General features: G+C 63.5%; 22 protein-coding genes and 1 tRNA gene. 9 read left to right on the top strand and 14 right to left on the bottom strand.

Going from position 1 to position 21,347, the window contains the following annotated elements; genetic code table 11:
- Positions 1-482 precede the first annotated feature (482 nt).
- Both C437_RS09615 and C437_RS09610 read right to left on the bottom strand, forming a co-directional pair.
- Positions 483-566 (bottom strand) — tRNA-Ser (locus tag C437_RS09615).
- A 26-nt stretch (positions 567-592) separates the two neighbouring features.
- Entirely contained in the window at positions 593-1,345 is a 753-nt protein-coding gene (locus C437_RS09610) for a hypothetical protein (protein WP_004516752.1), read from the bottom strand.
- A 100-nt stretch (positions 1,346-1,445) separates the two neighbouring features.
- On the opposite strand from C437_RS09610, the gene C437_RS09605 reads away from it, so the two are divergent.
- Positions 1,446-1,988 carry a hypothetical protein gene (locus tag C437_RS09605; protein WP_004516751.1) on the top strand — a complete coding sequence of 181 codons (543 nt, stop codon included), beginning with the start codon at positions 1,446-1,448 and terminating at the stop codon, positions 1,986-1,988.
- Here the strand turns inward: C437_RS09605 and C437_RS09600 are convergent, their stop codons facing one another.
- The 4 genes from C437_RS09600 to aroA all read right to left on the bottom strand — a co-directional run bounded on the left by C437_RS09600 (position 1,989) and on the right by aroA (position 5,653).
- Positions 1,989-2,615: a uracil-DNA glycosylase gene (locus tag C437_RS09600; protein WP_004516750.1), complete on the bottom strand. Its 627-nt coding sequence runs from the start codon at positions 2,613-2,615 to the stop codon at positions 1,989-1,991.
- A 1-nt stretch (position 2,616) separates the two neighbouring features.
- A complete protein-coding gene (gene aroC, locus C437_RS09595) occupies positions 2,617-3,816 on the bottom strand; it encodes a chorismate synthase (protein WP_004516749.1) in 1,200 nt (399 codons plus the stop codon).
- A 48-nt stretch (positions 3,817-3,864) separates the two neighbouring features.
- The gene (locus tag C437_RS09590; protein ID WP_004516748.1) at positions 3,865-4,260 is read right to left on the bottom strand and encodes a hypothetical protein; all 396 of its coding nucleotides are present in this window, start codon (positions 4,258-4,260) and stop codon (positions 3,865-3,867) included.
- 103 nt (positions 4,261-4,363) lie between these two features.
- On the bottom strand, positions 4,364-5,653 hold the full coding sequence (gene aroA / locus C437_RS09585) for a 3-phosphoshikimate 1-carboxyvinyltransferase (protein ID WP_004516747.1): 1,290 nt from the start codon (positions 5,651-5,653) through the stop codon (positions 4,364-4,366).
- Between the two features lie 95 nt (positions 5,654-5,748).
- Between aroA and C437_RS09580 the strand changes: the two genes are divergently transcribed.
- Together C437_RS09580 and C437_RS09575 are read left to right on the top strand one after the other, a co-directional pair.
- Complete coding sequence (locus C437_RS09580; protein WP_206537045.1) at positions 5,749-6,456, top strand: SDR family NAD(P)-dependent oxidoreductase; 708 nt, start codon at positions 5,749-5,751, stop codon at positions 6,454-6,456.
- Positions 6,457-6,501: 45 nt separating this feature from the next.
- Positions 6,502-7,368: a ZIP family metal transporter gene (locus C437_RS09575; RefSeq protein WP_004516745.1), complete on the top strand. Its 867-nt coding sequence runs from the start codon at positions 6,502-6,504 to the stop codon at positions 7,366-7,368.
- 9 nt (positions 7,369-7,377) lie between these two features.
- On the opposite strand, the gene C437_RS09570 is transcribed toward C437_RS09575, so the two are convergent.
- The 4 genes from C437_RS09570 to C437_RS09555 form a co-directional block, all read right to left on the bottom strand.
- Entirely contained in the window at positions 7,378-8,775 is a 1,398-nt protein-coding gene (locus C437_RS09570) for a PAS domain S-box protein (protein WP_004516744.1), read from the bottom strand.
- Positions 8,776-8,781: 6 nt separating this feature from the next.
- Entirely contained in the window at positions 8,782-10,272 is a 1,491-nt protein-coding gene (locus tag C437_RS09565) for an ATPase domain-containing protein (protein WP_004516743.1), read from the bottom strand.
- A 197-nt stretch (positions 10,273-10,469) separates the two neighbouring features.
- Positions 10,470-11,699 carry an ornithine cyclodeaminase, nickel-pincer nucleotide-dependent gene (locus tag C437_RS09560; RefSeq protein WP_004516742.1) on the bottom strand — a complete coding sequence of 410 codons (1,230 nt, stop codon included), beginning with the start codon at positions 11,697-11,699 and terminating at the stop codon, positions 10,470-10,472.
- Positions 11,700-11,759: 60 nt separating this feature from the next.
- On the bottom strand, positions 11,760-12,146 hold the full coding sequence (locus C437_RS09555; protein WP_004516741.1) for a hypothetical protein: 387 nt from the start codon (positions 12,144-12,146) through the stop codon (positions 11,760-11,762).
- A 159-nt stretch (positions 12,147-12,305) separates the two neighbouring features.
- On the opposite strand from C437_RS09555, the gene C437_RS09550 reads away from it, so the two are divergent.
- The gene (locus tag C437_RS09550) at positions 12,306-13,955 is read left to right on the top strand and encodes a thiamine pyrophosphate-binding protein (protein ID WP_004516740.1); all 1,650 of its coding nucleotides are present in this window, start codon (positions 12,306-12,308) and stop codon (positions 13,953-13,955) included.
- A 34-nt stretch (positions 13,956-13,989) separates the two neighbouring features.
- The gene (locus tag C437_RS09545; protein WP_004516739.1) at positions 13,990-14,691 is read left to right on the top strand and encodes an SOS response-associated peptidase; all 702 of its coding nucleotides are present in this window, start codon (positions 13,990-13,992) and stop codon (positions 14,689-14,691) included.
- A gap of 19 nt (positions 14,692-14,710) precedes the next feature.
- On the opposite strand, the gene C437_RS21095 is transcribed toward C437_RS09545, so the two are convergent.
- Positions 14,711-14,836 (bottom strand): hypothetical protein, encoded by a 126-nt coding sequence (locus C437_RS21095; protein ID WP_004516738.1) that lies wholly within the window; start codon positions 14,834-14,836, stop codon positions 14,711-14,713.
- A gap of 119 nt (positions 14,837-14,955) precedes the next feature.
- Here C437_RS21095 and cysK point away from each other — a divergent pair, with 119 nt between their 5' ends.
- Positions 14,956-15,882 carry a cysteine synthase A gene (gene cysK, locus C437_RS09540; RefSeq protein WP_004516737.1) on the top strand — a complete coding sequence of 309 codons (927 nt, stop codon included), beginning with the start codon at positions 14,956-14,958 and terminating at the stop codon, positions 15,880-15,882.
- A 34-nt stretch (positions 15,883-15,916) separates the two neighbouring features.
- On the opposite strand, the gene C437_RS09535 is transcribed toward cysK, so the two are convergent.
- Positions 15,917-16,528 carry a translation initiation factor IF-2 subunit beta gene (locus tag C437_RS09535; protein WP_004516736.1) on the bottom strand — a complete coding sequence of 204 codons (612 nt, stop codon included), beginning with the start codon at positions 16,526-16,528 and terminating at the stop codon, positions 15,917-15,919.
- A gap of 97 nt (positions 16,529-16,625) precedes the next feature.
- On the opposite strand from C437_RS09535, the gene C437_RS09530 reads away from it, so the two are divergent.
- Both C437_RS09530 and C437_RS09525 read left to right on the top strand, forming a co-directional pair.
- A complete protein-coding gene (locus tag C437_RS09530; RefSeq protein ID WP_004516735.1) occupies positions 16,626-16,997 on the top strand; it encodes a DUF7344 domain-containing protein in 372 nt (123 codons plus the stop codon).
- Between the two features lie 10 nt (positions 16,998-17,007).
- Positions 17,008-17,727, top strand: a complete 720-nt coding sequence (locus C437_RS09525; protein WP_004516734.1) for a DICT sensory domain-containing protein — start codon at positions 17,008-17,010, stop codon at positions 17,725-17,727.
- Between the two features lie 41 nt (positions 17,728-17,768).
- Here the strand turns inward: C437_RS09525 and C437_RS09520 are convergent, their stop codons facing one another.
- Positions 17,769-18,896, bottom strand: a complete 1,128-nt coding sequence (locus C437_RS09520; RefSeq protein ID WP_004516733.1) for a CapA family protein — start codon at positions 18,894-18,896, stop codon at positions 17,769-17,771.
- A 120-nt stretch (positions 18,897-19,016) separates the two neighbouring features.
- On the opposite strand from C437_RS09520, the gene C437_RS09515 reads away from it, so the two are divergent.
- Entirely contained in the window at positions 19,017-19,388 is a 372-nt protein-coding gene (locus tag C437_RS09515) for a hypothetical protein (protein WP_004516732.1), read from the top strand.
- A 36-nt stretch (positions 19,389-19,424) separates the two neighbouring features.
- Here the strand turns inward: C437_RS09515 and C437_RS09510 are convergent, their stop codons facing one another.
- Positions 19,425-21,251: an L-aspartate oxidase gene (locus tag C437_RS09510; protein ID WP_049919720.1), complete on the bottom strand. Its 1,827-nt coding sequence runs from the start codon at positions 21,249-21,251 to the stop codon at positions 19,425-19,427.
- Between the last annotated feature and the right edge of the window lie 96 nt (positions 21,252-21,347).

Below are 21,347 nucleotides of genomic sequence, written 5' to 3'. Positions count from 1 at the left end.
TCAGCAACAGCGGGGCCTGCTGCCGTGGCTGCGAGGAGGAGGGCAACGGCACAGATGATTAGCAGACCCGGAAGATGCTGTCTTGGGGACCTATCTTCACGTACCATTACTCGGACATAACCAGACTATCGACATAAAACCGCCCGGTTGCTTTAATCTGGTAAACAACCCCTACGAATCAGAAGGCAGTGAATTCTGCGATCCTGTTTTAGGGTTGCTTGGATTGGACAGAACGTTACTGTGGGCGAGATTTGAACCGAGCCGAGACGGTCCTGCTCACGTCGTTGTGCGGGCTGGGACTCGTCGGCTTCAGAGCGCTAGCACGTACCGGTGGCTCCTCACGTATTTGCTCGGAGCAATAGGTGGGACTGGGATTTGAACCAGAGCAAGACGTTGCACTCACTGTGTTCGTGCGCTGCGACTTGCAGGGCTCAGATTCCAGTTGATGTATTTGCCACTCACGGTTTGTTCGTGGCAAAATACGGTGGGACTGGGATTTGAACCCAGGAATCCGTGAGGATACCTGCTTTCAAGGCAGGCGCAATAGGCCGCTCTGCCATCCCACCGCAGTCAAGCATATTCGGTGGGCCTTCTAAGGCCTGTCGGTCTCTCGGACCACGCTCGGCTCGCCGTCGTCGTCGGCAACACGTATTCCAAGGTCATCGAGATACGCCATCGTTCGTTGCGGTACGACCCGACCAGCCCGATTCCTGGCGCGTAGCAGCGGCACGATGGTCTTGAGATCTGCTTGCGTCTCGAGGACGGCTGCGGATGGGAGAAAGTCCACGTCGAGACCAGCATCCGCCGCCCGCTCGCCGATGGTTTCGATTGCCGGGGTAGCGTAGCTGTCCTCGAAATCTATCGGTTCGCCGAAGCCGGCGTAGTAGACGCGGCCGTCCGCAGCGGGGCCAAGAACCACCCCGCTAGACCGGAGTTTCATCGCCGCACTGTCGATGAGCTGGCGGGTCAACAGCGCCGCTGTTGGTTCAACGGCGGCGACAGTTGCGATGTCTTCCCGGTCAAGGAGGTGAGTCACCGTGTTGCCGACCCGACCCGCGTACGTCGAACCGACCTGTACCTCGAATCGAGCGTTGCCCGGTGATTCGAGGGCCTCCGTCACTGGCTCTCGCACCGCAGCCTCGGAGTCTACGCCGTCCGGGACCTGTTCCGAGGGACGGTAGTTCACCAACAACTCGGCACCGCTGATCTCCACCGCACGACAGACGTCGAGCAACATGGCTTCGTATAGCTCGGCAGCCTCGGCGTCGTCTAAGATGCCGCCAGCCAGATCCTGTAACACGAACCCTTCGACTGGCGGGTCAGCCAGCACAGTTACCGTAGTCATACTGTCCTCTCGGCCCGACTGTGATTAGTCGCTTGTGTTCCCGCGCAGCTACAGAACAATTATAAGATGTGAGCAGTATTTGATAACTAAGAGAAACTATATGGAGCAATCCCAGACCTACAGATGTGACGGATGTGGGTCGGAGTACCGTGTTATTGGAGAGTCGCAACCGAAGATCGTGTGTCGTGACTGTGAACGAGAAGCCACGCTGTCCGGGACCGCAGCGGCACAGCGGGCGTACCATGTCGGCTACATCCGGTATCGTGAAGCACGCCGACAGCTATCCGACGCACTGGCGACCGTCGAAGACGGGGAGATGGCGCTCGCTCGGGGTGGGTTCGACAGTGCCGCAGCGGACTTCGAGGAAGGCGTCGAGGAGTTCACGACGGCTGTCCGTGAAGCAGACGACAGTGAGTTGGCCGAGTTGTCGGAACGCGCGCGCAAAAAGGCGACCTGTCTCTGGCAGGCTGCCGAATGGCTCAGCGGCATGACCTACGCCAGCGAACAGGGTGAATCGACACAGGCGGACCAGTACCGCCACGACGCCGAAAACCGGTTGCAGGCAGCGACAGAGTACGGAACAGTCTCGAGCCCGGAGGAGTTGCTTCAGGCCGTTGAAACCGAAATCCGGTCTGAGACCTGACTACCGCCCGCGTCGGCCCTTCGTCTGGCGGTAGTCCTGTCCGAGTGTCTCGCTGAAGTGGTCCAGAAACGCCGTCCGTTCCTCGTCGGTCTGTTCGCTCGGCGGAATCATCGGGAGGATTTCGAACCCGCGGCCGCGAATCGTCGTGGCGTGCCGGTCCTTGATGTCGAGTTCGTCTTCACTCATCGTCGTGTACTCGAAGGCCAGTTCTTCGAGGGGGCGCTGCCCGACTGGGAGCAGGATTTCGGGGTTAATCATCCGTATCTCGCTGTTGAGGTACGGCTCGCAGTTGACGACCTCCTCGTCGGTGGCCGCCCTGTCTGGGTGGCGACAGCGGGTCACGTAGGTCAGAAAGGTGTTCTCCAACTGTGGTCTGTCGGCGTCTGGGTCCGAGCACATGTCGACTGCGGCGAGGATGTCGAGCAGTTCGCGCTCGCGCTCACCAGTGAAGGGGATGCCTGACTCGTCCGTGCCGGCCGCAGGCGAGTCACCGAGGACGATGAACTCAGCGCCAACGTCGCCGTAGCCATGGACGACGTTCTCACGTGTCTCACAGAGCGCGGGGCAGTTCTGACACTCCTCGTCCATTCCGAACGGGTTCGACTTGGACTCCTGGTGTGCGTCCATGTTAGTCGTCGTCGATAGTTTTCGCGTGGGTATCCGCGTCCTCGGGGTCGTTCTGTGGACTGGACGGGTGGTAGTCGGTGTCGTACTCGCCGGGCCGGCCGTCGAGTCGGTCGGGGTTGATGCGACCGCCAAGCAGCATGAAGTCGAGGACTGTACAGGCGAGCATGGCTTCGACGACTGGGACCGCCCGCGGCGGCAGGACCGGGTCGTGGCGGCCGGTGACGGTGATTTCCTTGCCCTCACCTGTCTCCCAGTCGACCGTCTCCTGGGTCTTGGGAATCGACACGGGTGCGTGCCACGACACTTCCCCGTAGATGGGCTGGCCGGTCGTGATGCCGCCCTGGATGCCGCCGTGGTCGTTGCCCACGGGCGTCGGGTGGCCGTCCTCGTCGAACTCCCAGTTCTCGGTGTATTCGCTGCCCTTGGTCGTCCGGGCCTCGCGGCCGATGCCGTACTCGAAGTCGTTGACGGCCGGGATGGAGTACATTGCCTGGCCGAGACGTGACGGGAAGCTATCGAACCGCGGCGCGCCGAGGCCCGACGGGACGCCACGACATTCGAAGTAAATCGCACCGCCGATGGAGTCCCCTTCCTTCTGGTGCTGGTCGGCCACATCGCGCATCTCCTCGGCGGCCTCGGGGTCGGCACAGCGAACCTCGTTTTCTTCGCTGTGTTCGAGCATGTCCTCGAAAGTCACCGGCCCGGCCTCGACGTCGCCGATCTGACAGACGTGGGCCTTGATCTGGACATCATAATCGGACTGTTCGAGTACCTGCTTGGCGACGCCGCCGGCGGCGACCCAGTTGACAGTTTCGCGAGCGGATGAGCGGCCGCCGCCGCCCCAGTTCCGGGTCCCGAATTTCGCGGAGTAAGTGTAGTCGCCGTGGGAGGGTCGCGGAGCCGTGATGAAGGGCTCGTACTTGCCCGAGCGGGCGTCCTTGTTCTGGATGACCATCCCGATGGGTGTCCCGGTGGTGTAGCCGTCCTGAATCCCGGAGTTGATCGTCACCTTGTCCGGTTCGCCGCGGGAGGTGGTAATCATCGACTGCCCGGGTTTGCGCCGGTCGAGGTCTTTCTGTATCTCCTCTTCGGAGAGTTCGACGCCCGCCGGAACGCCGGAGACAGTACAGCCCATCGCCTCCCCGTGAGACTCGCCGTAGGTCGTCATGCGGAACAGACGACCGAACTCGTTGCCGTTCATTACAGTGGTGTCGGGGTTGCGGGCATTTGAACCTTGTAGATGCGCCTGTCAGTCGTCGAGCCACCTGACGCGGTCGAGAAGTTGCACTGTCCCCGCTGACTTGACCTGTTTCTTGAAGACTGCATCGAACACCTCGCCCGCGTCGCCCTGCCACGGCTCCCAGGTGTACCGGACCAGCGTCACCTCCGGATATTCCGTGTGGACTTCACGAGCGAACCTGCCCGGTGTCGAGACAGTTCGCCTGCTTCCGACCACCACGCAGTCGAACCCGCGGTCAGCCAGCAGTGACACCGCCCGGTCGGTGTTCGATGTCGTAACTAGTTCGATAGCCTCGCGTTCGTCGGCGATATCCGCCTGCAAATCGAGCAACAACTGGTCGTCATCGACGTAGAGGACTGTCGTGGCCTCCGAAGTAGATTGCTCAGAGACGCCTGTTCGATTCACAACGTGTGTTGTAAATATTTCTCATCCAATATAAGCACACTCATCTGTCAGATACGTAATATTCTTTCATTGCAAAACACGGTGTACTCACGCCTGCTGGGGCTTATCGCTGGACAGCAGCACCGAGCGAATCGAGCACGTCGAAGAAGTTCGGAAAGGACACGTCGACGTGTTCAGCGCCAGTCACTGTCGTCTCGCCGTCGGCGACGAGGCCAGCGACGGAAAGTGACATGATGATTCGGTGGTCCGCGCGGCCCCCGACGGTCGTGCCGACGAGGTCACTGTCCTCGCCGTACACGATGAGTTCGTCCTGTTTCTCCTCGACCTCGGCCCCCATCTCGGTGAGTTCCTCGGCCATCGCGCTCACGCGGTCGGTCTCCTTGTACCGGACGTGCTCGGCGTCGGTGATCCGGGTCACGCCGTCGGCGACCGCCCCCAGCGTTGCGATGGTTGGCAGCAGGTCCGGCGTGTCCTCGACACCGACCTCGATACCGGTCAGCTCGGACTTCGAGACGGTGATTTCACCGTTTTCCTTGTCCCAGTTGAGGTCGGCCCCCATCCGGTCGAGGATGTCGACGATGGCGGCGTCGCCCTGTGCGCTTGGGAACGCCGACGTGACGCACAGACCGTCCTCGGCGGCAAGTGCGCCCGCTGCGAGTAGATAGCTCATCGACGAGAAGTCCCCGGGAACGTTGTAGTCGCCGCCGTCGGGCGCGTAGGACTGGCCGCCCTCGACGGCAAACCCGGCATCGGTTTGCTCGGCGTCGACGCCGAAGTCGGCCAGCACCTCCAGCGTGATGTCGACGTACGGTGAGGACTTCAGTTCGGTCGTCAGGTCAATGTCGATGCCCGCCGACGAGACGGCCCCAGCCATCAGCAGCGCAGTGATGTACTGTGAGGACACGTCGCCGGGAATCTCGACTGCACCGCCGTCGATGCCGCCGCCGACCACGAGCGGGGCCTGCCCGTTTCGCCGGGTCGACTCGGCGTCGCCGTCGAGTTGTTCGAGGGCATCGAGCAGCGGCCCCTGCGGGCGCGACCGGAGGGATTCGTCACCAGTCAGGACCGTCAGATTGTCCTGCAGCGCGGCGGTGGCGGTGACCAGTCGCATCGTCGTCCCGCTGTTGGCGCAGTCGATGATATCGTCCGGCGTGTCTGGGCGACCGTCGAAGCCCGTCACCTCGACCGTCGATTCGTCGTCGGCCAGTGAGACGCTGCCGCCGTAGGCCTCGACCGCTCGCATCGTGGCCTTCGTGTCCGCGCTCACGAGCGGGTCGCGGACGACTGCACCGTCCGCATAGCCCGCTGCCAGCACCGCTCGGTGCGTGTAGCTCTTCGAAGGTGGCGCTTGCGCCGTCCCCTCGACCGTCGACTCGGCAATCGTGATGTCCATGCCCGGTCGGTAGCGGGCGTTCGACAAGAGACTACCGCTCCCACCCCACCGAGGGCGAGAGCAACGACCTTGTGGCTGGCAGCGGTATCACCGATATGGTCCCAGCGATGGACGGCGCAACCACTGTTGTCACGGGTGCGAGCAGAGGTATCGGCGAGCAGATAGCGCATGCGGTAGCGGGTGCGGGCGCACATGCGGTCATCTGTGCTCGTGATGCCGAAGCACTCGACGCGGTCGCAACCGATATCCGGGACGCGGGCGGCTCCGTCACCGCAATTCGGACGGACGTACGCGACGAGTACGACGTAGAACGGCTGGTCGAAACTGCCACGCGCGCAGGCAACGGGGCAATACAGTACGTCGTCGCCAACGCTGGTGTCTACCACGGCACTGCCGGCGAGACACCGCTTACGGAGGAGTCCTACGCCGCCTTCGACGACCACCTCCGGACGAACGCCCGCGGCGTGTTCTCGACCATCCGAGAAGCCCTGCCACACCTCGATCCGGACGCCCGCATCGTCGTCCCGACGGGCGTCGTCGCCCGTGAAGGGATGCCCGGCTACGGCTCTTATGCCGTCTCGAAGGCTGCTGCGGAGGCTGTCACGCGCGGGTTCGCAGCCGAACTCGACACGCCGGTCGGTGCAGTCGATCCCGGACAGGTCGCGACAGACCTCTCCGGTGACGGCGGTCGTGACCCGGAATCCGTCGCCAAAATGGTCCTCTGGGCGCTCTGCGACGTGGACCCGTCAGCGCTGGACGGCAGTGTCCTCGACTGGGGCGACTATCGATCAGCGACACGGTGACCGCCACCGATGGGTTTATTAGTAACAGCCCAGTGTGTGTAGGTAATGTCTATTAACTCAAACTCAGTTTTTAATAATGCAGGCCGGATATCCGCCGCCGGCATTGCGAGTGTCGTCGGCCTCATTGTCCTGTCTGCTGTCGCAGTCACTGGCGGGGCGAGCAAGGTTCTCGTTATCTCGTGGGTTGCGTTCATCGCAATGGCATTGGGCGCGTGGCTCGGTGCGCGGGCCGACGAGACAAACCCGTACAGACTGGTCTGGGGCTACGGGCTCGCGAGCGGGGCGATGGTCACCTCGGCGGCCATGTTCCTCGTCCCGCAGGCGATGGGACTGGGGGGCCAGGCCGGCGCGGCACGCATCGGCGGTGTCGGTATCGCTGCCGGACTGGTCGTCGGCTACGGCACCCACACTATCGGCCACCGGCTGACTCACGTCGAGACCTCCTTCGACATGACGACGCTCGCCATCGCCGCCCACGCGCTCTCGGCGGGCCTGGTCATCGGGCTGGTCTACGCCTCGATGCCCGAACTGGGCATCCTGCTCGGCCTCGCTATCGTCTCGCACAAAGGGCCAGCCGGCTACGCCGCCGCCCGGCGGCTCGGACGTAGCGACAAGTCCGCGACTGCCCTGTTGCTCCCCGCGGCCGGCGTCGGCCTGACGGCGATTCCGTCCGCGCTGCTTCCAGTTCCGGAATCGGCGCTTCTCAACGCGGTCATCTTCGGGTTCGCCGCCGGCATCTTCCTCCACGTCGCGATGGACTTTCTGCCGAACTGTGAGGCTGGCAGCGAAATCGACGAGGTCTGTGAACTACACGACCACTCCCACGACCTGCTCGATGAGCTCCGAACGCACGCCGTCGGGTCGACGGTGGTCGGCGCTGCTGTCATTGTGCTGGCATGGGTCGCTATCTGACGCTCGCGGTCACCGCACGGGGATAGTCACGGAGATTTTCGTCCCGTCACCATCGGTCTGGATGTCAATATCGCCACCGACGTAGCTGATAAGCCAGTAGGCGAACCACAGCCCCAGCCCGGACCCGTGTTCGAGCGGTTTTTCCTCCGCCGCCTCGATGACTCGCCGCTCCTGATCTGGGACGCCCGGTCCGTTGTCCGCAATCGTCACTGTCGCTGTTGTGTCGTGGCGGTCTGTCCGGACGATGACCCGCGGTGCCGATGCGTCCGAGTGCTTGATCCCGTTCTCGATGAGTTCCTGCAACGCCGGGACGACCTTTGCATCTATCGTCGCCGGCTGGGAGTCGCTTTCGACGACGAACTCGGCGTCGGGGTACGCTGTGGCCAGCCCGTCCGTGATGTCACCGAGAGCGTCTTCGAGTTCGCGCTCGACATCGTCGGCCAGTGAGTCCGCGAGCAGTTCCTGTACGTGGTGGGCTTTCTCGCTGATATCGAGCAGGGACTGTACGTTCGCCTTGATCGTCTCAAGATGGTCGAGCGCGTCGTCGTCCTCGACTAACTCCGACAGGATATCTGCGCGTCCGCTGATTGTCGTGCCGTTGTTTCGGAGATTGTGCCGGAGAATCCGATGAAAGACGGTGAGTTGTTGCTCGCGCAGCCGACGACCGGTGATTTCGTCCTGCATCCCGACAAACCCCTGAATCGCTCCGTCCGCGTCCTGAATCGGGGCGATGGTCTGGTTGATGATGAACCGCTCGCCGGACTTTCGCTCGTTTACGATCTCGCTCGTCCAGACCTCGCCGCGACAGATCGTGTCCCAGAGCCGCTCGTAGAACTGTTCGCCCTGTTCACCTGACTTGAGTATCCGTGGTGTTCGGCCAATCGCTTCGTCGGCGCTGAACCCAGTCAACGCCTCGAACGCCGGGTTAACGTACTCGATGACGCCGTTAGTGTTCGTTATCAGAATCGCGTGGCCCGCGTGTTCGACGGCGTTTCTGAACCGCCGGAGTTCGCTGTTTTGCTCCCGGAGGTCCGCGACGAGGTCTTCAGTCTGACTCCGGCGTGCGAGGAGGTTCACGATGGTTCGAAAGAGCGCCTGCGTGTCAACCGGTGCCGTCACGATGTCGTTCACGACGAGTGGCTGCTCGGCGTCGTCGATATCGGGCAGGTCGACACTGGCTGGCCGCCCCTCGCGACGGACCAGAATCACGGGACAGAACACCGGATCTGCCCGGTGTTTGTACTGCTCTATCGCCGCCCTGTATTTCGGAAACGACGCTTCGTCGACGATGTGGAGATCCACCTCCCGGAACTCGTCGTCCGTGATCGGCGTGTGGTGTTCGGCGACGACGGAGGCGAGTGCGTCCCGATTACCATCGCCGGCAAGCAGTAACTGGATATCAGCCATCGGTGGTTAGCGAGTGGACGACTGATTGGTATCCTCGCCGTGCTGTTCAGGAACGCCCTCGAACACGCCGTGCATCCCTGAGACGGGGTCACCGACCTGCAAGCCGTCGGCCGTTATCTCGAACCGGCGGGGGACTGTCTCGAACCCGCCGACGCGCTTCTTCAACGCGCCGACGACCCGCTGGAGTTCCCCTTCGACCTCGATGTAGTTCTCGAAGACGATGTTGTCGGCGAGGTAACTGACGTTCTCGCTCGTCGGTTCGTGCAGGCCCGTCACGTCTCTGCGCTGGTCTATCAGAATGACTGCGGTGTTCCCGCGCGTGAGATGCTGCGTCAGAGCGTGGAGCCGCCGCCGCAGTTCCACGCCGTCATGCCCGTGTTTGATTGCGTTCTTGTAGCCCGCGATGCCGTCGATTACGACGAGTTCGGCCCCACGCTCCGCTGTCTGGGTCTTGACGCGGTTCGCGAACTCTTCGGGGGACAGCGCCAGCGATTCGACCTCCTCGACGAGAAGCGTTCCCTCATCGCGCAATCGCGAGAGTGGCAGTCCAAACGTCTCACACCGGTGTGTGAACGTGTCGATTGATTCGTCGAACAGGTAGGCAAGCCCCGGGGACCCGTCTGCCGCTGCGGAGGCCAGGAACTCCGTTGCCGTCGTCGATTTGCCAACGCCAGAGGGGCCGCTGAGAATCGTCACTGTCCCGCGTTCGAGCCCGCCATCCAGAAGCGAGTCCAGCTCCGGAACCCCGGCGGAAAACTGCGTCGGGTCGAACGACCGCGTCCGCCGTTCCGGTTCGAGCGCCGGGTAGACCTCGACGCCAGACTGGCGGATTTCCATCCCATGCGACCCGTCCTGTTGGCCGATGCCGCGATGCTTGCGCAGTCGAATCCGCCGGCCAGCTCTCTCGTCGCCGTAACTGAGCGAGATAATGCCGTCGCTGAGTGACCTGAGCTGGCTGTCCATCTGGTTGCTCGGCGTCTTGGTCGCCAGCACGGTCGTCTCCCTGTCCTGCAGGAAGCGTGCGAATGAGATGACGCGCTTGCGGAACTGGTACTCGGTCGGTTCGAGATACTGGAAATGCGTGATGGGGTCGATGAGAACGCGGTCCGGGTCGACCCGCTCTATGGCCTCGCGGATATCCGAAATCAGGTGGCCGTCCTCGACGTCGCGCGGCTTGACCACGTCGTACGACTCGGCTTCCTCGAAGAATTCTGAGTCGGGGCCGACGTCGAGAAACGTCGCGTCGGCGATATCGATACCGAGTTCGGCGGTGTTGGCCAGCAAATCGGTAGCCGACTCTTCGGCGTGGATGAACAGCACGTCGTCGCCCGCCTCAAGCCCCGCTTCCAGAAACTGCGTGCCAAGCAGTGTTTTGCCGGTTCCGGGCGGCCCGATAACGAGATAGAGTCGCCCTTCTACTAGTCCACCTCTGAGAAGCGAATCAAGGCCAGAGATACCGCTAGAAAGCTGCGTGAACTGCCGCGCGGGAGCGGTCATAGAAGGAGTATCGGATGGCGGGTAATAAGCATCTCGCGACCGGTCAGCGAGTGATAATTGGTGACGCGTGAAACAGTAGTTGCGGGTACATTGCTGTCTAAAGCGCTGTGGCCGATGTTACTCTCTCTGAAACAACTGCTGTCCAGAATCAGTACAAAAAATGCGAACGAAAAAACGACCACTCGCTCGTGGTCGGCCTATTCCTCACCCAACAACTGCTCGGCCAGAATCGGAACAAACGTGCCGATATCGGTGACCATCCCGACCGCCTGTGCGGACCCGCGATCGAGCAGTTGGGTCACCGTCGCGGGGTTGATGTCGACGCAGACGGTCCGTGTCGTCGAGGGGAGACAGTTGCCGACGGCGACCGAATGCAGCAGCGTCGAGAGCATCAACACCATGTCGGCTTCGTGGGCCTGCTCCCGGATGGCGTTCTGGGCCTCGACGGCGTCAGTGACCGTGTCCGGGAGCGGGCCGTCGTCGCGGATAGAGCCTGCAAGAACGAACGGACGGTCGTTGTCGACGCACTCGTACATGACGCCGGACTCGATGGTCCCCGATTCGACGGCTTCCTCGATGCCACCCTCGCGGATGACCTCGCTGATGGCGTAGATGTGGTGCTTGTGGCCGTGGCGGGGATGGTCCAAGCTCTCGGTGTCCATCCCGAGCGACGTGCCGTAGATGTCTCGCTCGATGTCGTGGACTGCGAAGCCGTTCCCCGCTGACAGCATATCGACGTACCCCTCGCGGACCAGGCGTGCGAGGTCCTCGCGCGCGCCGGAGTGGATGAGTGCCGGCCCACACACCGCCATTACCTTGCCGCCCTCCTTTTTTGTCTCCTTGATTGCGTTCGCGATCTTGCGGATGGTCGACTCCGACGGGCGCTCCGAGGAGACGCCGCCCTGCATGAAGCCGAACGCGCCGCCGGAGTCACGGGGGCGTTCCGGCGGCTGGACCTTGATGCCGGTTTCGTCGGTAACGACCATGTCGCCTTCGTCGATGGCGTTGAGAACCTTGGTGTAGGCTCGCGGCGGGTCGCCATCCTCGACAACGACGGCGCAATCCATCTCCATATCCTCGACCTCGATCCACTCGCCGTTGTGGCGGATGTACGTCGGGTGATTCGTCGTCGAGTAGAACCCGTGGGGGACGACTTGGTCGTCGGGCGCGGGGACGAGCGTGGCGTCTTTCGGGTCCGAGGGGTTGACGCCGTGCTGGTGGAGTTCGTGGACAATCGACTGCAGCTGGGCCTCGTCGTCGGCTTCGACAAGCATCCGGGCATAGGACTCCTCGTCCTTGTGGCGGCCGATATCGAACTCCTGGACGGAGAAGGAGCCGCCCAGATCCATGATGATGCCGAAACAGGACTGCATCATCCCGGAGTCGATGATGTGGCCCTCTAGCTCGACTTCGCGAGAGACGGTCATGGCGGAGACATGGGGGCAGGTGTGTAAGACGGTTTTGGGTCCGCACTACTCCGGCTCCGGCTACTGCCCGTCAACGTGGCGCTGTACGGCCCACGATTCCCCCTCGCTGGTCTCACACAGGCGCTCGAAGAAGCGCTGTAGCCCGTCGGACTCTGTGGTCGGCAAGACGTGCAATCGCACTGTCCCGTCACGGACCGCGACGCGGAACACGTCGGTCGTCTCCTCGTCGCGGACCAGCCACAGCGGCATCGGCAGGTCGTGGAAATCACCGAAGCGGTACGGCCCAGCCCCGAGAATGTCGACGACTGTCTCCACGAGGTCCGGCGTCGCCTGCTCCCGTTCCGGAATGAGTTCGAACTCCGTCCCGCCCTCGTACTCGACCCCGCTCCCGTGGGGAAAGCGCCGCTGTGGGTGGGCTGGGATGCTGAACGAGGGGTCCGTGGTCATCTGTCACGTAGTTGGGCGCTTTCGGATTTAAATTCGCGGGCCGTGCAGGACTCAGTTGTCTCTGCCCTCCCTGTGGCTGCAGTAACCCGACGCGGTCTAGCATGGCCGGCGGCGAACTAAAGTCACGAGCGTGAATTGACTTACGCGTGAGGAATCAGTATGCGCGTTAGTCTGGCGGTGGTAGACCGTCTCGTCGCAAACGGTATCGATACCGTCTTTGGAATCCCCGGAAAGCAGTCCCTCCCGCTGAACGAGGCCATCGGCAACCGAGACGATATCCGCTTTGTCGTGGCACGACACGAAACTGCGGTCTCACATCAGGCCTGGGGCTATGCAGAGACGAGCGGAGAGATAGCGAGTACTGTCGTCGTCCCCGGTCCCGGCGATATGAACGCGATGAACGGCCTGAAAAACGCGCTGAACGACTGCACGCCGCTGGTGCATTTCGCTATCGAAACCGAGCCGGCGCTCCGGGGCGGCGATGCGATTCACGAAACCCCGCCGGACACCTACGACAACGTCGTCAAAGAGAATATACTGCTGAAAAACCCCGAAACGACAGCGGCGACAATCGACCGGGCGGTACAGGTCGCCCAGACACCTCCGAAGGGGCCAGTCCGGGTCGGACTCCCGAAGAATTATCTCCAGATGGATGTTTCACTCGCCGGTGCAAGTACACCCGCACCGCCGTCTCCCAGCGAGGTCCCAGAGCAGGAGGTCACAGCCGCCGCCGAGCACCTTCTCGCGGCCGAGCGGCCGCTTATCTTGGCTGGCGGTGGTGTTCGAGCATCGGACGGGACAGCGGCGCTCCGAAGCCTTGCCGAGCGACTTGACGCGCCCGTCGTGACGACGTACAAAGGCAAAGGTGTGCTCCCGGAGGACCACGACCTCAGTGCCGGCGTCCTGAGTGGGAGTGCAAGCCCCGAACTACTCGACTGTCTCGCCGACTCCGATGCTGTGCTCGCTGTCGGCTCCGACCTCGACGCACACGGGACACGCGGGTGGTCCGTGGAACTGCCTGAAACGCTCGTTCACGTCACGATTGACGCTGACGACCTTGGCACGGGCTATGACCCGACCGTCGGCATCCTCGCAGATGCCGCGGACGCGATGACGGCAATCGAGAACAAAATCGCGGCTGCTGATACCGCTCCCGTCTCGAAGATGGACGGCACCGAACGCGCACAGGCTGTCCGTGCTGCCACTGCACGTCGTATCGAACCGCTCGTCGATTCGGAACCACCGCTTACCTCTGTCCACGTGTTACAACTCCTCCGGGACGCAGTCCCTTCGGATGCTATCACGGCTGTCGACGCCGGGGGATTCCGCGTCTGGGCGCTGAATACGTTCGAGGCATACGGACCACGCAGCTATGTCAATCCCGGGTCGTGGGCGACGATGGGAACCGGACTGCCGTCGGCGATTGGGGCACAGTTGGCGAACCCGGACACGCCTGTCGTCGCGTTGACTGGCGACGGCGGCCTCATGATGTGCGTGCACGAGCTCCATACTGCGGCCGCCGAGGACCTCCCGATCACCGTCGTCGTCCTCAACAACGACGATTACGCAATTATCAGCGAGGAGGCCGGCCGGAGTTACGACCTCGGTCACCAGGCGTACGGATGGGACACGACGCCGATTGACTTCGGCACCGTCGCCGCCGGAATGGGGATGGAAGCCGTGCAAGCCGACACGCCGTCTGAAATCCACACAGCGGTCCGCGAGGCGGTTCAGACCGACGCGCCGACACTCGTCGAGGTCAGAACCGACCCGACGGAGCCACAGGCAAGTGAGTGGATGCGCGAGTAGTGGATTTATCCACCGGCGACGACAAACGGAGGCTATGTGTGGCCGCTACAGTCTGTTTTCACCCCGCGAAGACATCGAGGCGCGGTTCGACGCCAAGTTCGCCTTCGCCTACGAATCGCGATACAACGCCGCTCCAAGTCAGAACCTGCCGGTCATCACCGACGAGTCGTCCGGCACAATCCAGCGGATGGAGTGGGGGCTGATCCCGTCCTGGGCTGACAACCGCACGGACCACGGCCACATCAACGCCCGCGCCGAGACCCTGACCGAGAAACGCTCGTTCGCCGAGGCATACGAGTCCCGGCGCTGTCTGGTCCCGGCTGACGGGTTCTACGAGTGGGTCGAAACGAGCGACGGCAAGCAGCCGTACCGCGTGGCCCTGCCGGACGACGACCTGTTCGCGATGGCAGGGCTGTACGAGCGGTGGGAGCCGCCACAGCGCCAGACCGGGCTGGGGGAGTTCGGCGGGAGCGGCGGCGATTCGGGCGGAGAGGACGAGGTCATCGAGTCATTCACGATTGTGACGACCGAACCGAACGACGCCGTCGCCGACCTCCATCATCGGATGGCCGTCATCCTCGACCCGTCGGAGGAGTCGACGTGGCTACGCGGGAACGCCGATGACGCGACTGCACTGCTCGATCCGTACGACGGACCGATGCAGACCTATCCGGTTTCGTCAGCGGTCAACAGCCCTGCCAACGACTCGCCGGAGTTGGTCGAGCCGGTCAAATAACGACGACTGTGCCGCGGCGTTACTCGCTGGCGGCGTGTTGTCGCTTGAACTGGTGCAGCATCTTCCAGAGCGTATCTTCGTCGACCTGGTTTTCGGCGGCGGATAGCTGGCGGTACAGGCCCTCAGAGACGGTAATCTCGGGCATTACTGGAACGCTCGTACGGAGACAATATAAGCTTCTGGAGACTCGGAACCGAGTGAATGTATTCGACCCGCAGTATTCTGGGTACTCCGTTAGGGGGACCACTCGTCTTTTCCCGATGTATGCAGTCGTACGCACAGCGAGACGACGGCACTGTCGCAGCCAGCGTGACTGAGCTCATCGGTGACACGCCGCTGGTTTGTCTCGACAGCTTCGCGGACAATCTACTCGGCAAGATCGAAGCGGCAAACCCCTACTCGGTCAAGGACCGCATCGCGCTGTACATGGTCGAGGCGGCCGCCGAGTCCGGTGACCTCCCCGACAACGGGACGGTTGTGGAAGCGACCAGCGGCAACACCGGCATCGGGCTGGCCGCTGTCTGTGCCGCACGGGGGTACGACTGCGTGCTGACGATGCCCGAATCGATGAGCGAGGAGCGCCGGCAGTTGTTGTCGGGACTCGGGGCGGAGCTCGAACTCACGCCGGCCGACGGCGGTATGAGCGGCGCAATCGAGCGCGCGAACGAACTCGCGGACGCACCCGGCACCGTCCGCGCCCGGCAGTTCGAGAACAAGGCGAACCCGCGGGCCCACCGCGAAACGACCGGCCCGGAAATCTGGGCGGACACCGACGGCGACGTAGACGCCGTCGTCGCCGGTGTCGGGACCGGCGGGACGATTACCGGCATCTCGGAGTACATCGAAGAGGAGGTCGGCGCGGACCTCACCTCCGTCGCCGTTGAACCGGACCAGTCCAAACTGCTTTCGGCGGATGACCCGGACAGTCACGACATTCAGGGTATCGGTCCCGGTTTCGTTCCGGACATCCTTCGGCGCGACCTCGTCGACGAAGTGCGGACCGCGAGCAAGGCGGAATCGATGGAGGCGTCCCATCGCCTTGCCAGCGAGGAAGGGATTATGGTCGGCATCTCATCGGGCGCGGCGCTGCACGCGGCGACGGAGTACGCTGCCGAGAATCCCGAAGAAACTGTCGTCGTCGTCCTGCCGGACACCGGCGAACGGTATCTCTCGACGGATCTCTGGGAATAAACGAGAAACGCAGGTATACGGCGGAAAACAGCCTTCAGGCGACGCGACCGAACGCCAGCGTACCGCTGATGCTCTCGATGTAGGCCTCGACGACCTGTCCTTCGCGTGCGCCGGAGACGAAGATGGTGTACTTCCCCTTTTCGGCGACACCGTCGCCCTCGCGGCCGGTGCCGGTGATCTTGACCTCGTATGTCTCACCCTCTTCGAGCGTCGGTCGATCCTGCTGCGTGTTCGAACTCGCGCCCTTGGCGACCGGGCGGAACGCACCACAGGCCTGACAGCGCAGCATGTCGACGCCGTCCTCGTTTTTGAGGACGGTGTCGGGCAGGCCACACTCGGAACAGGTGACGTACTCGGCGACGTACGCGTCGATGGCGGCTCCGAAGTCAGCGGTGTCGAACGAGCCGTTGTAGCGGGCTTCGCCGCCGTCAAACTGGCCGTTGGTCCCGAACTCGCGCTGGATGGCCCGGTGGAGGTGCTGGGCGTCCCGCGAGACGGCGTCAGCGATTGCTTCCAAGTTTGTCAGGCGTGTGAATGCCCCGTCGGTCTGGCCTTCGGGGTCCGGAATCGAGAGCCGTTCACCGGCTTCCCGAGGCTGGTCTGGTAGCACGTCGTACGCACGCTGTAGGGCGGACTCGTAGTTCATACGATTTAGACGGCGCTGACACGTAAATGGATTCCGTCACATCTGTGACTAGTTCTCGACAAATGATATTAATACTGAGAGTGGATAATTGAGTAGTATGAACCAGTACGAACAGCCTGCAGAGACGCCGGAACTCTCGTCCGAGCGACTCGATACGCTGTTACGCGCGCTGGCAGCCGAGCCTCGACGGATGATATACACCTACCTCGCCGAACACGATTCGGCCACACTCACGGACCTCACCGATGTGGTCGAAGGCTGGACCAGGGCGCGTGGGCGCGCCACCGATGCCGACAACTGGGACGATACCCGCACTGCGCTCCACCACCGGCACCTTCCCGTTCTCGACGACGCTGGCATTGTTCGCTACGATGTTGCTCAGCAGACTGCGACGCTGGCACCGCTGCCGCCGTCAACGACCCAGGTTCTTGCAACGATAATCGATCTTGAGATAGATTACGGGGACTGACGAGCGGCCGATGACAGTCAGCACGCTTCTCCGACGCTTCGAGAGCGCGGAGGTAGCGATGACTGTGTACGGCCCGTCCGAAGCGACGGCTGTGGTTGAGCGTCTGGCAAACCAGGGCATCGATGCCACGTGGCGAAAGCTCCCGACCGGCGAGCAAGATGCGTTTGTGGTCGTCCGTCGAGACGGTGTGTTCGCCGGGACCATCCCGCTCACCGCGCTGCAGGCGTTCCTGTGCAAACCGACAGTGGGCTCCACAGACAGCGGACCGCCTGACAGTGATCCGAGCAGGCAGCTTCTCTCCTCGGCGCTTGCGAACACGCTTCTGTCATCGCTCACGCCGGCACAGCTGCTCGCAACGTCCCACGAGTTCGAGGATAGAGCCTACCGAGTCGGAGAGGGGACCCTTCGAGTGAGCTTCCAGTCGCTGTCGATTTTCCGCTCTCAGCGCAATCGGTACGAGACGCTTGCCCGCGACACGGCCCTCGACATCCATGTGTACGGACGGGCCGACTGGGAGCCGCCGACGATATCCGGAATCACGTTCCATCCGCTCACGGACGAGGCTCTCGAACAGGTGTGGCTGCTGGCGTTCGACGCCGCCGGGGACGACCAGAACAAGTGCGCGCTCGTCGCCGAGGAAACGGAAGATGGCCCGTTTCGGGGCCTCTGGACCTACAACCCACGGCTAGTAGACGAAATCATGGCGACGGTTGCGGCAGTCGACGAGTAGCGGCCGAAATCGTGGCGGTCTGCAAGAACACACGGCGGCTGCTACTGCTGACACGTCAGCGGCACTCGAAGCCCCAGTCCGTCACGCTCGATAGCCGTTCCGAAGGGCCGAGAGCGCGCTCGCAGTGTTTCTCGGAGCCACTCCGCCTCCGCTCCGTCGGCGCGTCTGACCTCGGTGTACGCGTTCTCGACCGGCGTGAGTTCGAGCGCGGCCAGCCGTCCGTTCTCGACTCGGAGTTCGAACAGGAAGCTCCGGTCGTTGCGGTAGCCGTCCTTGATCGCGTAGTCGTCGACGAAGTTGCCGGTGTCGTACATGATAGGGCGACCGCGATACACCTCAATGCCCTGGATGACGTGGGCGCTGTGGCCGTGAACTACGTCGGCCCCGTTGTCCACCAGCCAGCGAGCGAAGGCCTGCTGTGTCTCGTCGGGCTCCGTCACCCAGTTCGGCCCCCAGTGGGCGGTGACGACGAGCAGGTCTGGGTCGGCGTCGCGGGCCGCCGCCAGCGCGCCCCCGACGCGGCGACGGGTCAGCGGATGGTTCGGGTCCAGTGGGGCGTAGGCCGTGCCGGGGTTATCATCGTCAGCCGCGTAGCTCGGCGACTGGTCGGTCACCGAAACGACGGCGACCGAGAGCCCCGCGATGTCGACCAACGCTGGCTCGAATGCTGTCGCTCTATCGACGCCGGCCCCGGCTGCGGCGATGCCGCTGTCGGCGAGATGCGCCGGCGTGTCCGTAAGCGCCGCCGGTCCAAAATCGAGCAGGTGGTTGTTCGCCAGCCCCACACAGGAGACGCCAGCGCGGTTCAGTGCGGGGACGGCCCATCCGGGACTCGCACGGAAGTGGAACGTACGGCCGGGTCGTGGCTCGCCGCGGTCCGAGAGGCAGCATTCGAGGTTCACGACCAGCCCGTCGAGTGGCTGGAGTCGGTCGAGCATCGACCCCCAGACGGCCGTCGGCCCGTTTGGGTCGTCGCGCCAGCGCTCGTCGACGCTCCGACCCAGCATCACGTCGCCGACGAAGCCGATTCCGAGCGCCTCGTCGGTCGGGACTGACGGCGGGCACGACACGTCTGCGTCGCCAGCGGTACCCAGACACCCCGAAACGGCGGTGAGGCTCCCAAGTGCGGGGCCGCCGCTGGCGAGGACGGTTCGACGAGTTGGTGCCACAATAGTACACTGTCGGCTGGGGCCGTGTTGAATCTCGGTGACTCAAAAAAGTATCTGGGGTGTGTTGTATCGAGACACACTCCGGATGGTTACTTTTAGTTACCTACCGTCTGTCCAGACATGTCAAGTGATACCACGAATGACGACGACACGGATGAAGAGTGTACGACCACGGAATCGTTCGCCGACCACGGCCTCGACGACGGGAGCGTCCTCATTAGCCGGACGTACAACCGAATCGCGGCGGATGGCGAACCAACGTTCGAACCGACCGCGGCGTTCTTCGACACGCTGGAGGCGGCGTTCATCTGGGCCTACATCGGCACGATCGACGAGCCCGGCGTTCCGCCCCACGTCGAAGCGGCCATCGAAGACGCGCGGGCGTTCACGCGTCGGGAGTTCGCGAACGATCCCGATGCGGACCTCCGAACGGACGTGATTCCGACCTTCTATCAGCAGGTCGCCGGCTTCCATTGCGCCTATCGAGACTGAGAAACCGGGCGAGTCCGGACCACACCACAGGAAACGTTATTCGAGGTGGTGGTAGTCGAGTTCGTATCCCACGTCGACTGCCTCGCTGACGGCCTCGCTCGGTTCAGCGACGCCGCGGGTCGTCAGTTCGAGTCCGGTGTCGCCGCGGTCGGCAAGGATGTTCCGCCGCCAGTCCGGGTCCACGTCGGGCGCGTCGGTGCGGTAGTGTGCGCCGCGGGACTCGTCCCGTTTGCGCGCGCTCAGCAGCAGTGCCTCGGCGACCGTGAGGCTGAAGAACAGATCGACAGCGAGTTCGAACGATAGGCTGGTGCGGTCACCGTCGACGCCGATGTCCCCCGTCCGCTCACGGAGTTGCCGGAGCTTTTCCAGCCCGTCCGACATCGACTCCTCCGTGCGGAGGATGCCGGCGTGCTCCCACAGCAGGTCGCCGAGGTCCGCAAGGAGCCCTTCGGGTGTTTCGTCGCCGTCCGACGCTTCCAGTTCTATCAGCGACCGGAACTCACGCTCGGCGATGGCACGCTGGCCGTCCGGTAGGCTGTCGCCGCCGCGGTCGTCGCCTGTCACCTGCGCCGCGACGTGGTCGCCGACGAGCGCGCCGATGGCGACTGTCTCCGCAAGGGAGTTTCCGCCCAGCCGGTTCGCGCCGTGAACCCCTGCGACCGTCTCGCCGACGGCGTAGAGTCCACCGACGCCGGTTTCGCCGGTCTCGAAGTCGATGTCGACGCCGCCCATCGAGTAGTGGGCGGTCGGCGCGACTTCCATCGGCTGCTCCGTGATGTCGACGCCGAGGTCCATGAACCGCTCGTACATCCGCGGGAGCCGCGATTTGATGTACTCATCGTCGCGGTGGGAGATGTCCAGATAGACGCCGCCGTTCTCGGTCCCACGGCCCTCGCGGAGCTCCTGTGCGATGGCGCGGGCCACCACGTCTCGCGCGTCGAGTTCCATCTGGTCCGGCGAGTACTCTTCCATGAATCGCTCGCCATCGGCATTGAGCAGCCGACCGCCTTCCCCGCGGACCGCTTCGGTGACGAGGCGACCATCCCAGTCCTCGCCGTAGCGGTCGCCGACCATCCCCGTCGGGTGGAACTGGACGAACTCCATGTCCATCAGCGACGCGCCGGCGTCGAGCGCCAGCGCCGGGCCGTCGCCGTTGTTCTCCTCGTCGCGCGAGGAATGGCGGTTGTACAGCGCGGAGGACCCCCCGGCCGCGAGGACGACGTGGTCCGACTCGAAGAGGATGAACTCGCCGCTCTCCATGTCGTAGCCGGCCGCGCCGTAGACGCGCTCGCCGTCCGAGAGCAGCCGCGTAATCATCACGTTGTCGCGGTAGGGGATTTCGAGCGACTGGGCCTTGTCGACGAGCGTGTCCAGCATCGCCTCGCCCGTGCGGTCGCCGACGAAGCAGGTCCGCCGGAACGACTGCGCGCCGAAGTACCGCTGATTGATTTTCCCGTCGTCGGTGCGGTCAAAGGGCATCCCCCAGTCGTCGAGTTCCCGGATGCGGTCGGGCATGTGCTTGGCCGTTAGCTCGACCGCTTTCGGGTCGTTGATGAAGTGCCCCTCGTCCAGTGTATCCGCGGCGTGGATGGTCCAGTCGTCCTCGGGGTCAAGCGACCCAAGCGAGGCGTTGATGCCGCCCGCCGCCCACGTCGTGTGGGCGTCGCCGTGGTCGCGCTTGCCGATGACCAGCGGTTCGACACCGTTCTCGGCAAGTCCGATAGCGACTCGCGCCCCGGCAGCGCCAGCGCCGACGACCAGCGCGGGTACCGACACCGTTTCGTAGTCGACCGCCGGGCCTGCATCGGCTGCCCGACCGTCAACAGCCTGCTCGCCGTCAGCGGATGGCTTCTGTGGTGTCATCATGTACTGTAGGCGCTGCGGACTTATGAGGGCTTCGCGCGCACGCGCACGCACACGAGCGCTCGCGAAAGTCTGGCCAACCACCACGGTCAGTGG

Source organism: Haloarcula vallismortis ATCC 29715 (assembly GCF_000337775.1).
GTDB classification, from domain to species: domain Archaea; phylum Halobacteriota; class Halobacteria; order Halobacteriales; family Haloarculaceae; genus Haloarcula; species Haloarcula vallismortis.
This window is presented reverse-complemented; position numbering and strand designations above follow the sequence as displayed.

Coding starts and splice junctions, on each gene's coding strand:
- C437_RS09535 (WP_004516736.1), bottom strand. CDS start 16,528: ATGAACTACGAGTCCGCCCTACAGCGTGCGTACGACGTGCTACCAGAC.
- C437_RS09570 (WP_004516744.1), bottom strand. CDS start 8,775: ATGGCTGATATCCAGTTACTGCTTGCCGGCGATGGTAATCGGGACGCA.
- C437_RS09545 (WP_004516739.1), top strand. CDS start 13,990: ATGTGTGGCCGCTACAGTCTGTTTTCACCCCGCGAAGACATCGAGGCG.
- C437_RS09555 (WP_004516741.1), bottom strand. CDS start 12,146: ATGACCACGGACCCCTCGTTCAGCATCCCAGCCCACCCACAGCGGCGC.
- C437_RS09525 (WP_004516734.1), top strand. CDS start 17,008: ATGACAGTCAGCACGCTTCTCCGACGCTTCGAGAGCGCGGAGGTAGCG.
- cysK (WP_004516737.1), top strand. CDS start 14,956: ATGCAGTCGTACGCACAGCGAGACGACGGCACTGTCGCAGCCAGCGTG.
- C437_RS09600 (WP_004516750.1), bottom strand. CDS start 2,615: ATGGACGCACACCAGGAGTCCAAGTCGAACCCGTTCGGAATGGACGAG.
- C437_RS21095 (WP_004516738.1), bottom strand. CDS start 14,836: ATGCCCGAGATTACCGTCTCTGAGGGCCTGTACCGCCAGCTATCCGCC.
- C437_RS09560 (WP_004516742.1), bottom strand. CDS start 11,699: ATGACCGTCTCTCGCGAAGTCGAGCTAGAGGGCCACATCATCGACTCC.
- C437_RS09580 (WP_206537045.1), top strand. CDS start 5,749: ATGGTCCCAGCGATGGACGGCGCAACCACTGTTGTCACGGGTGCGAGC.
- aroC (WP_004516749.1), bottom strand. CDS start 3,816: ATGAACGGCAACGAGTTCGGTCGTCTGTTCCGCATGACGACCTACGGC.
- aroA (WP_004516747.1), bottom strand. CDS start 5,653: ATGGACATCACGATTGCCGAGTCGACGGTCGAGGGGACGGCGCAAGCG.
- C437_RS09575 (WP_004516745.1), top strand. CDS start 6,502: ATGTCTATTAACTCAAACTCAGTTTTTAATAATGCAGGCCGGATATCC.
- C437_RS09515 (WP_004516732.1), top strand. CDS start 19,017: ATGTCAAGTGATACCACGAATGACGACGACACGGATGAAGAGTGTACG.
- C437_RS09605 (WP_004516751.1), top strand. CDS start 1,446: ATGGAGCAATCCCAGACCTACAGATGTGACGGATGTGGGTCGGAGTAC.
- C437_RS09565 (WP_004516743.1), bottom strand. CDS start 10,272: ATGACCGCTCCCGCGCGGCAGTTCACGCAGCTTTCTAGCGGTATCTCT.
- C437_RS09550 (WP_004516740.1), top strand. CDS start 12,306: ATGCGCGTTAGTCTGGCGGTGGTAGACCGTCTCGTCGCAAACGGTATC.
- C437_RS09530 (WP_004516735.1), top strand. CDS start 16,626: ATGAACCAGTACGAACAGCCTGCAGAGACGCCGGAACTCTCGTCCGAG.
- C437_RS09510 (WP_049919720.1), bottom strand. CDS start 21,251: ATGACACCACAGAAGCCATCCGCTGACGGCGAGCAGGCTGTTGACGGT.
- C437_RS09610 (WP_004516752.1), bottom strand. CDS start 1,345: ATGACTACGGTAACTGTGCTGGCTGACCCGCCAGTCGAAGGGTTCGTG.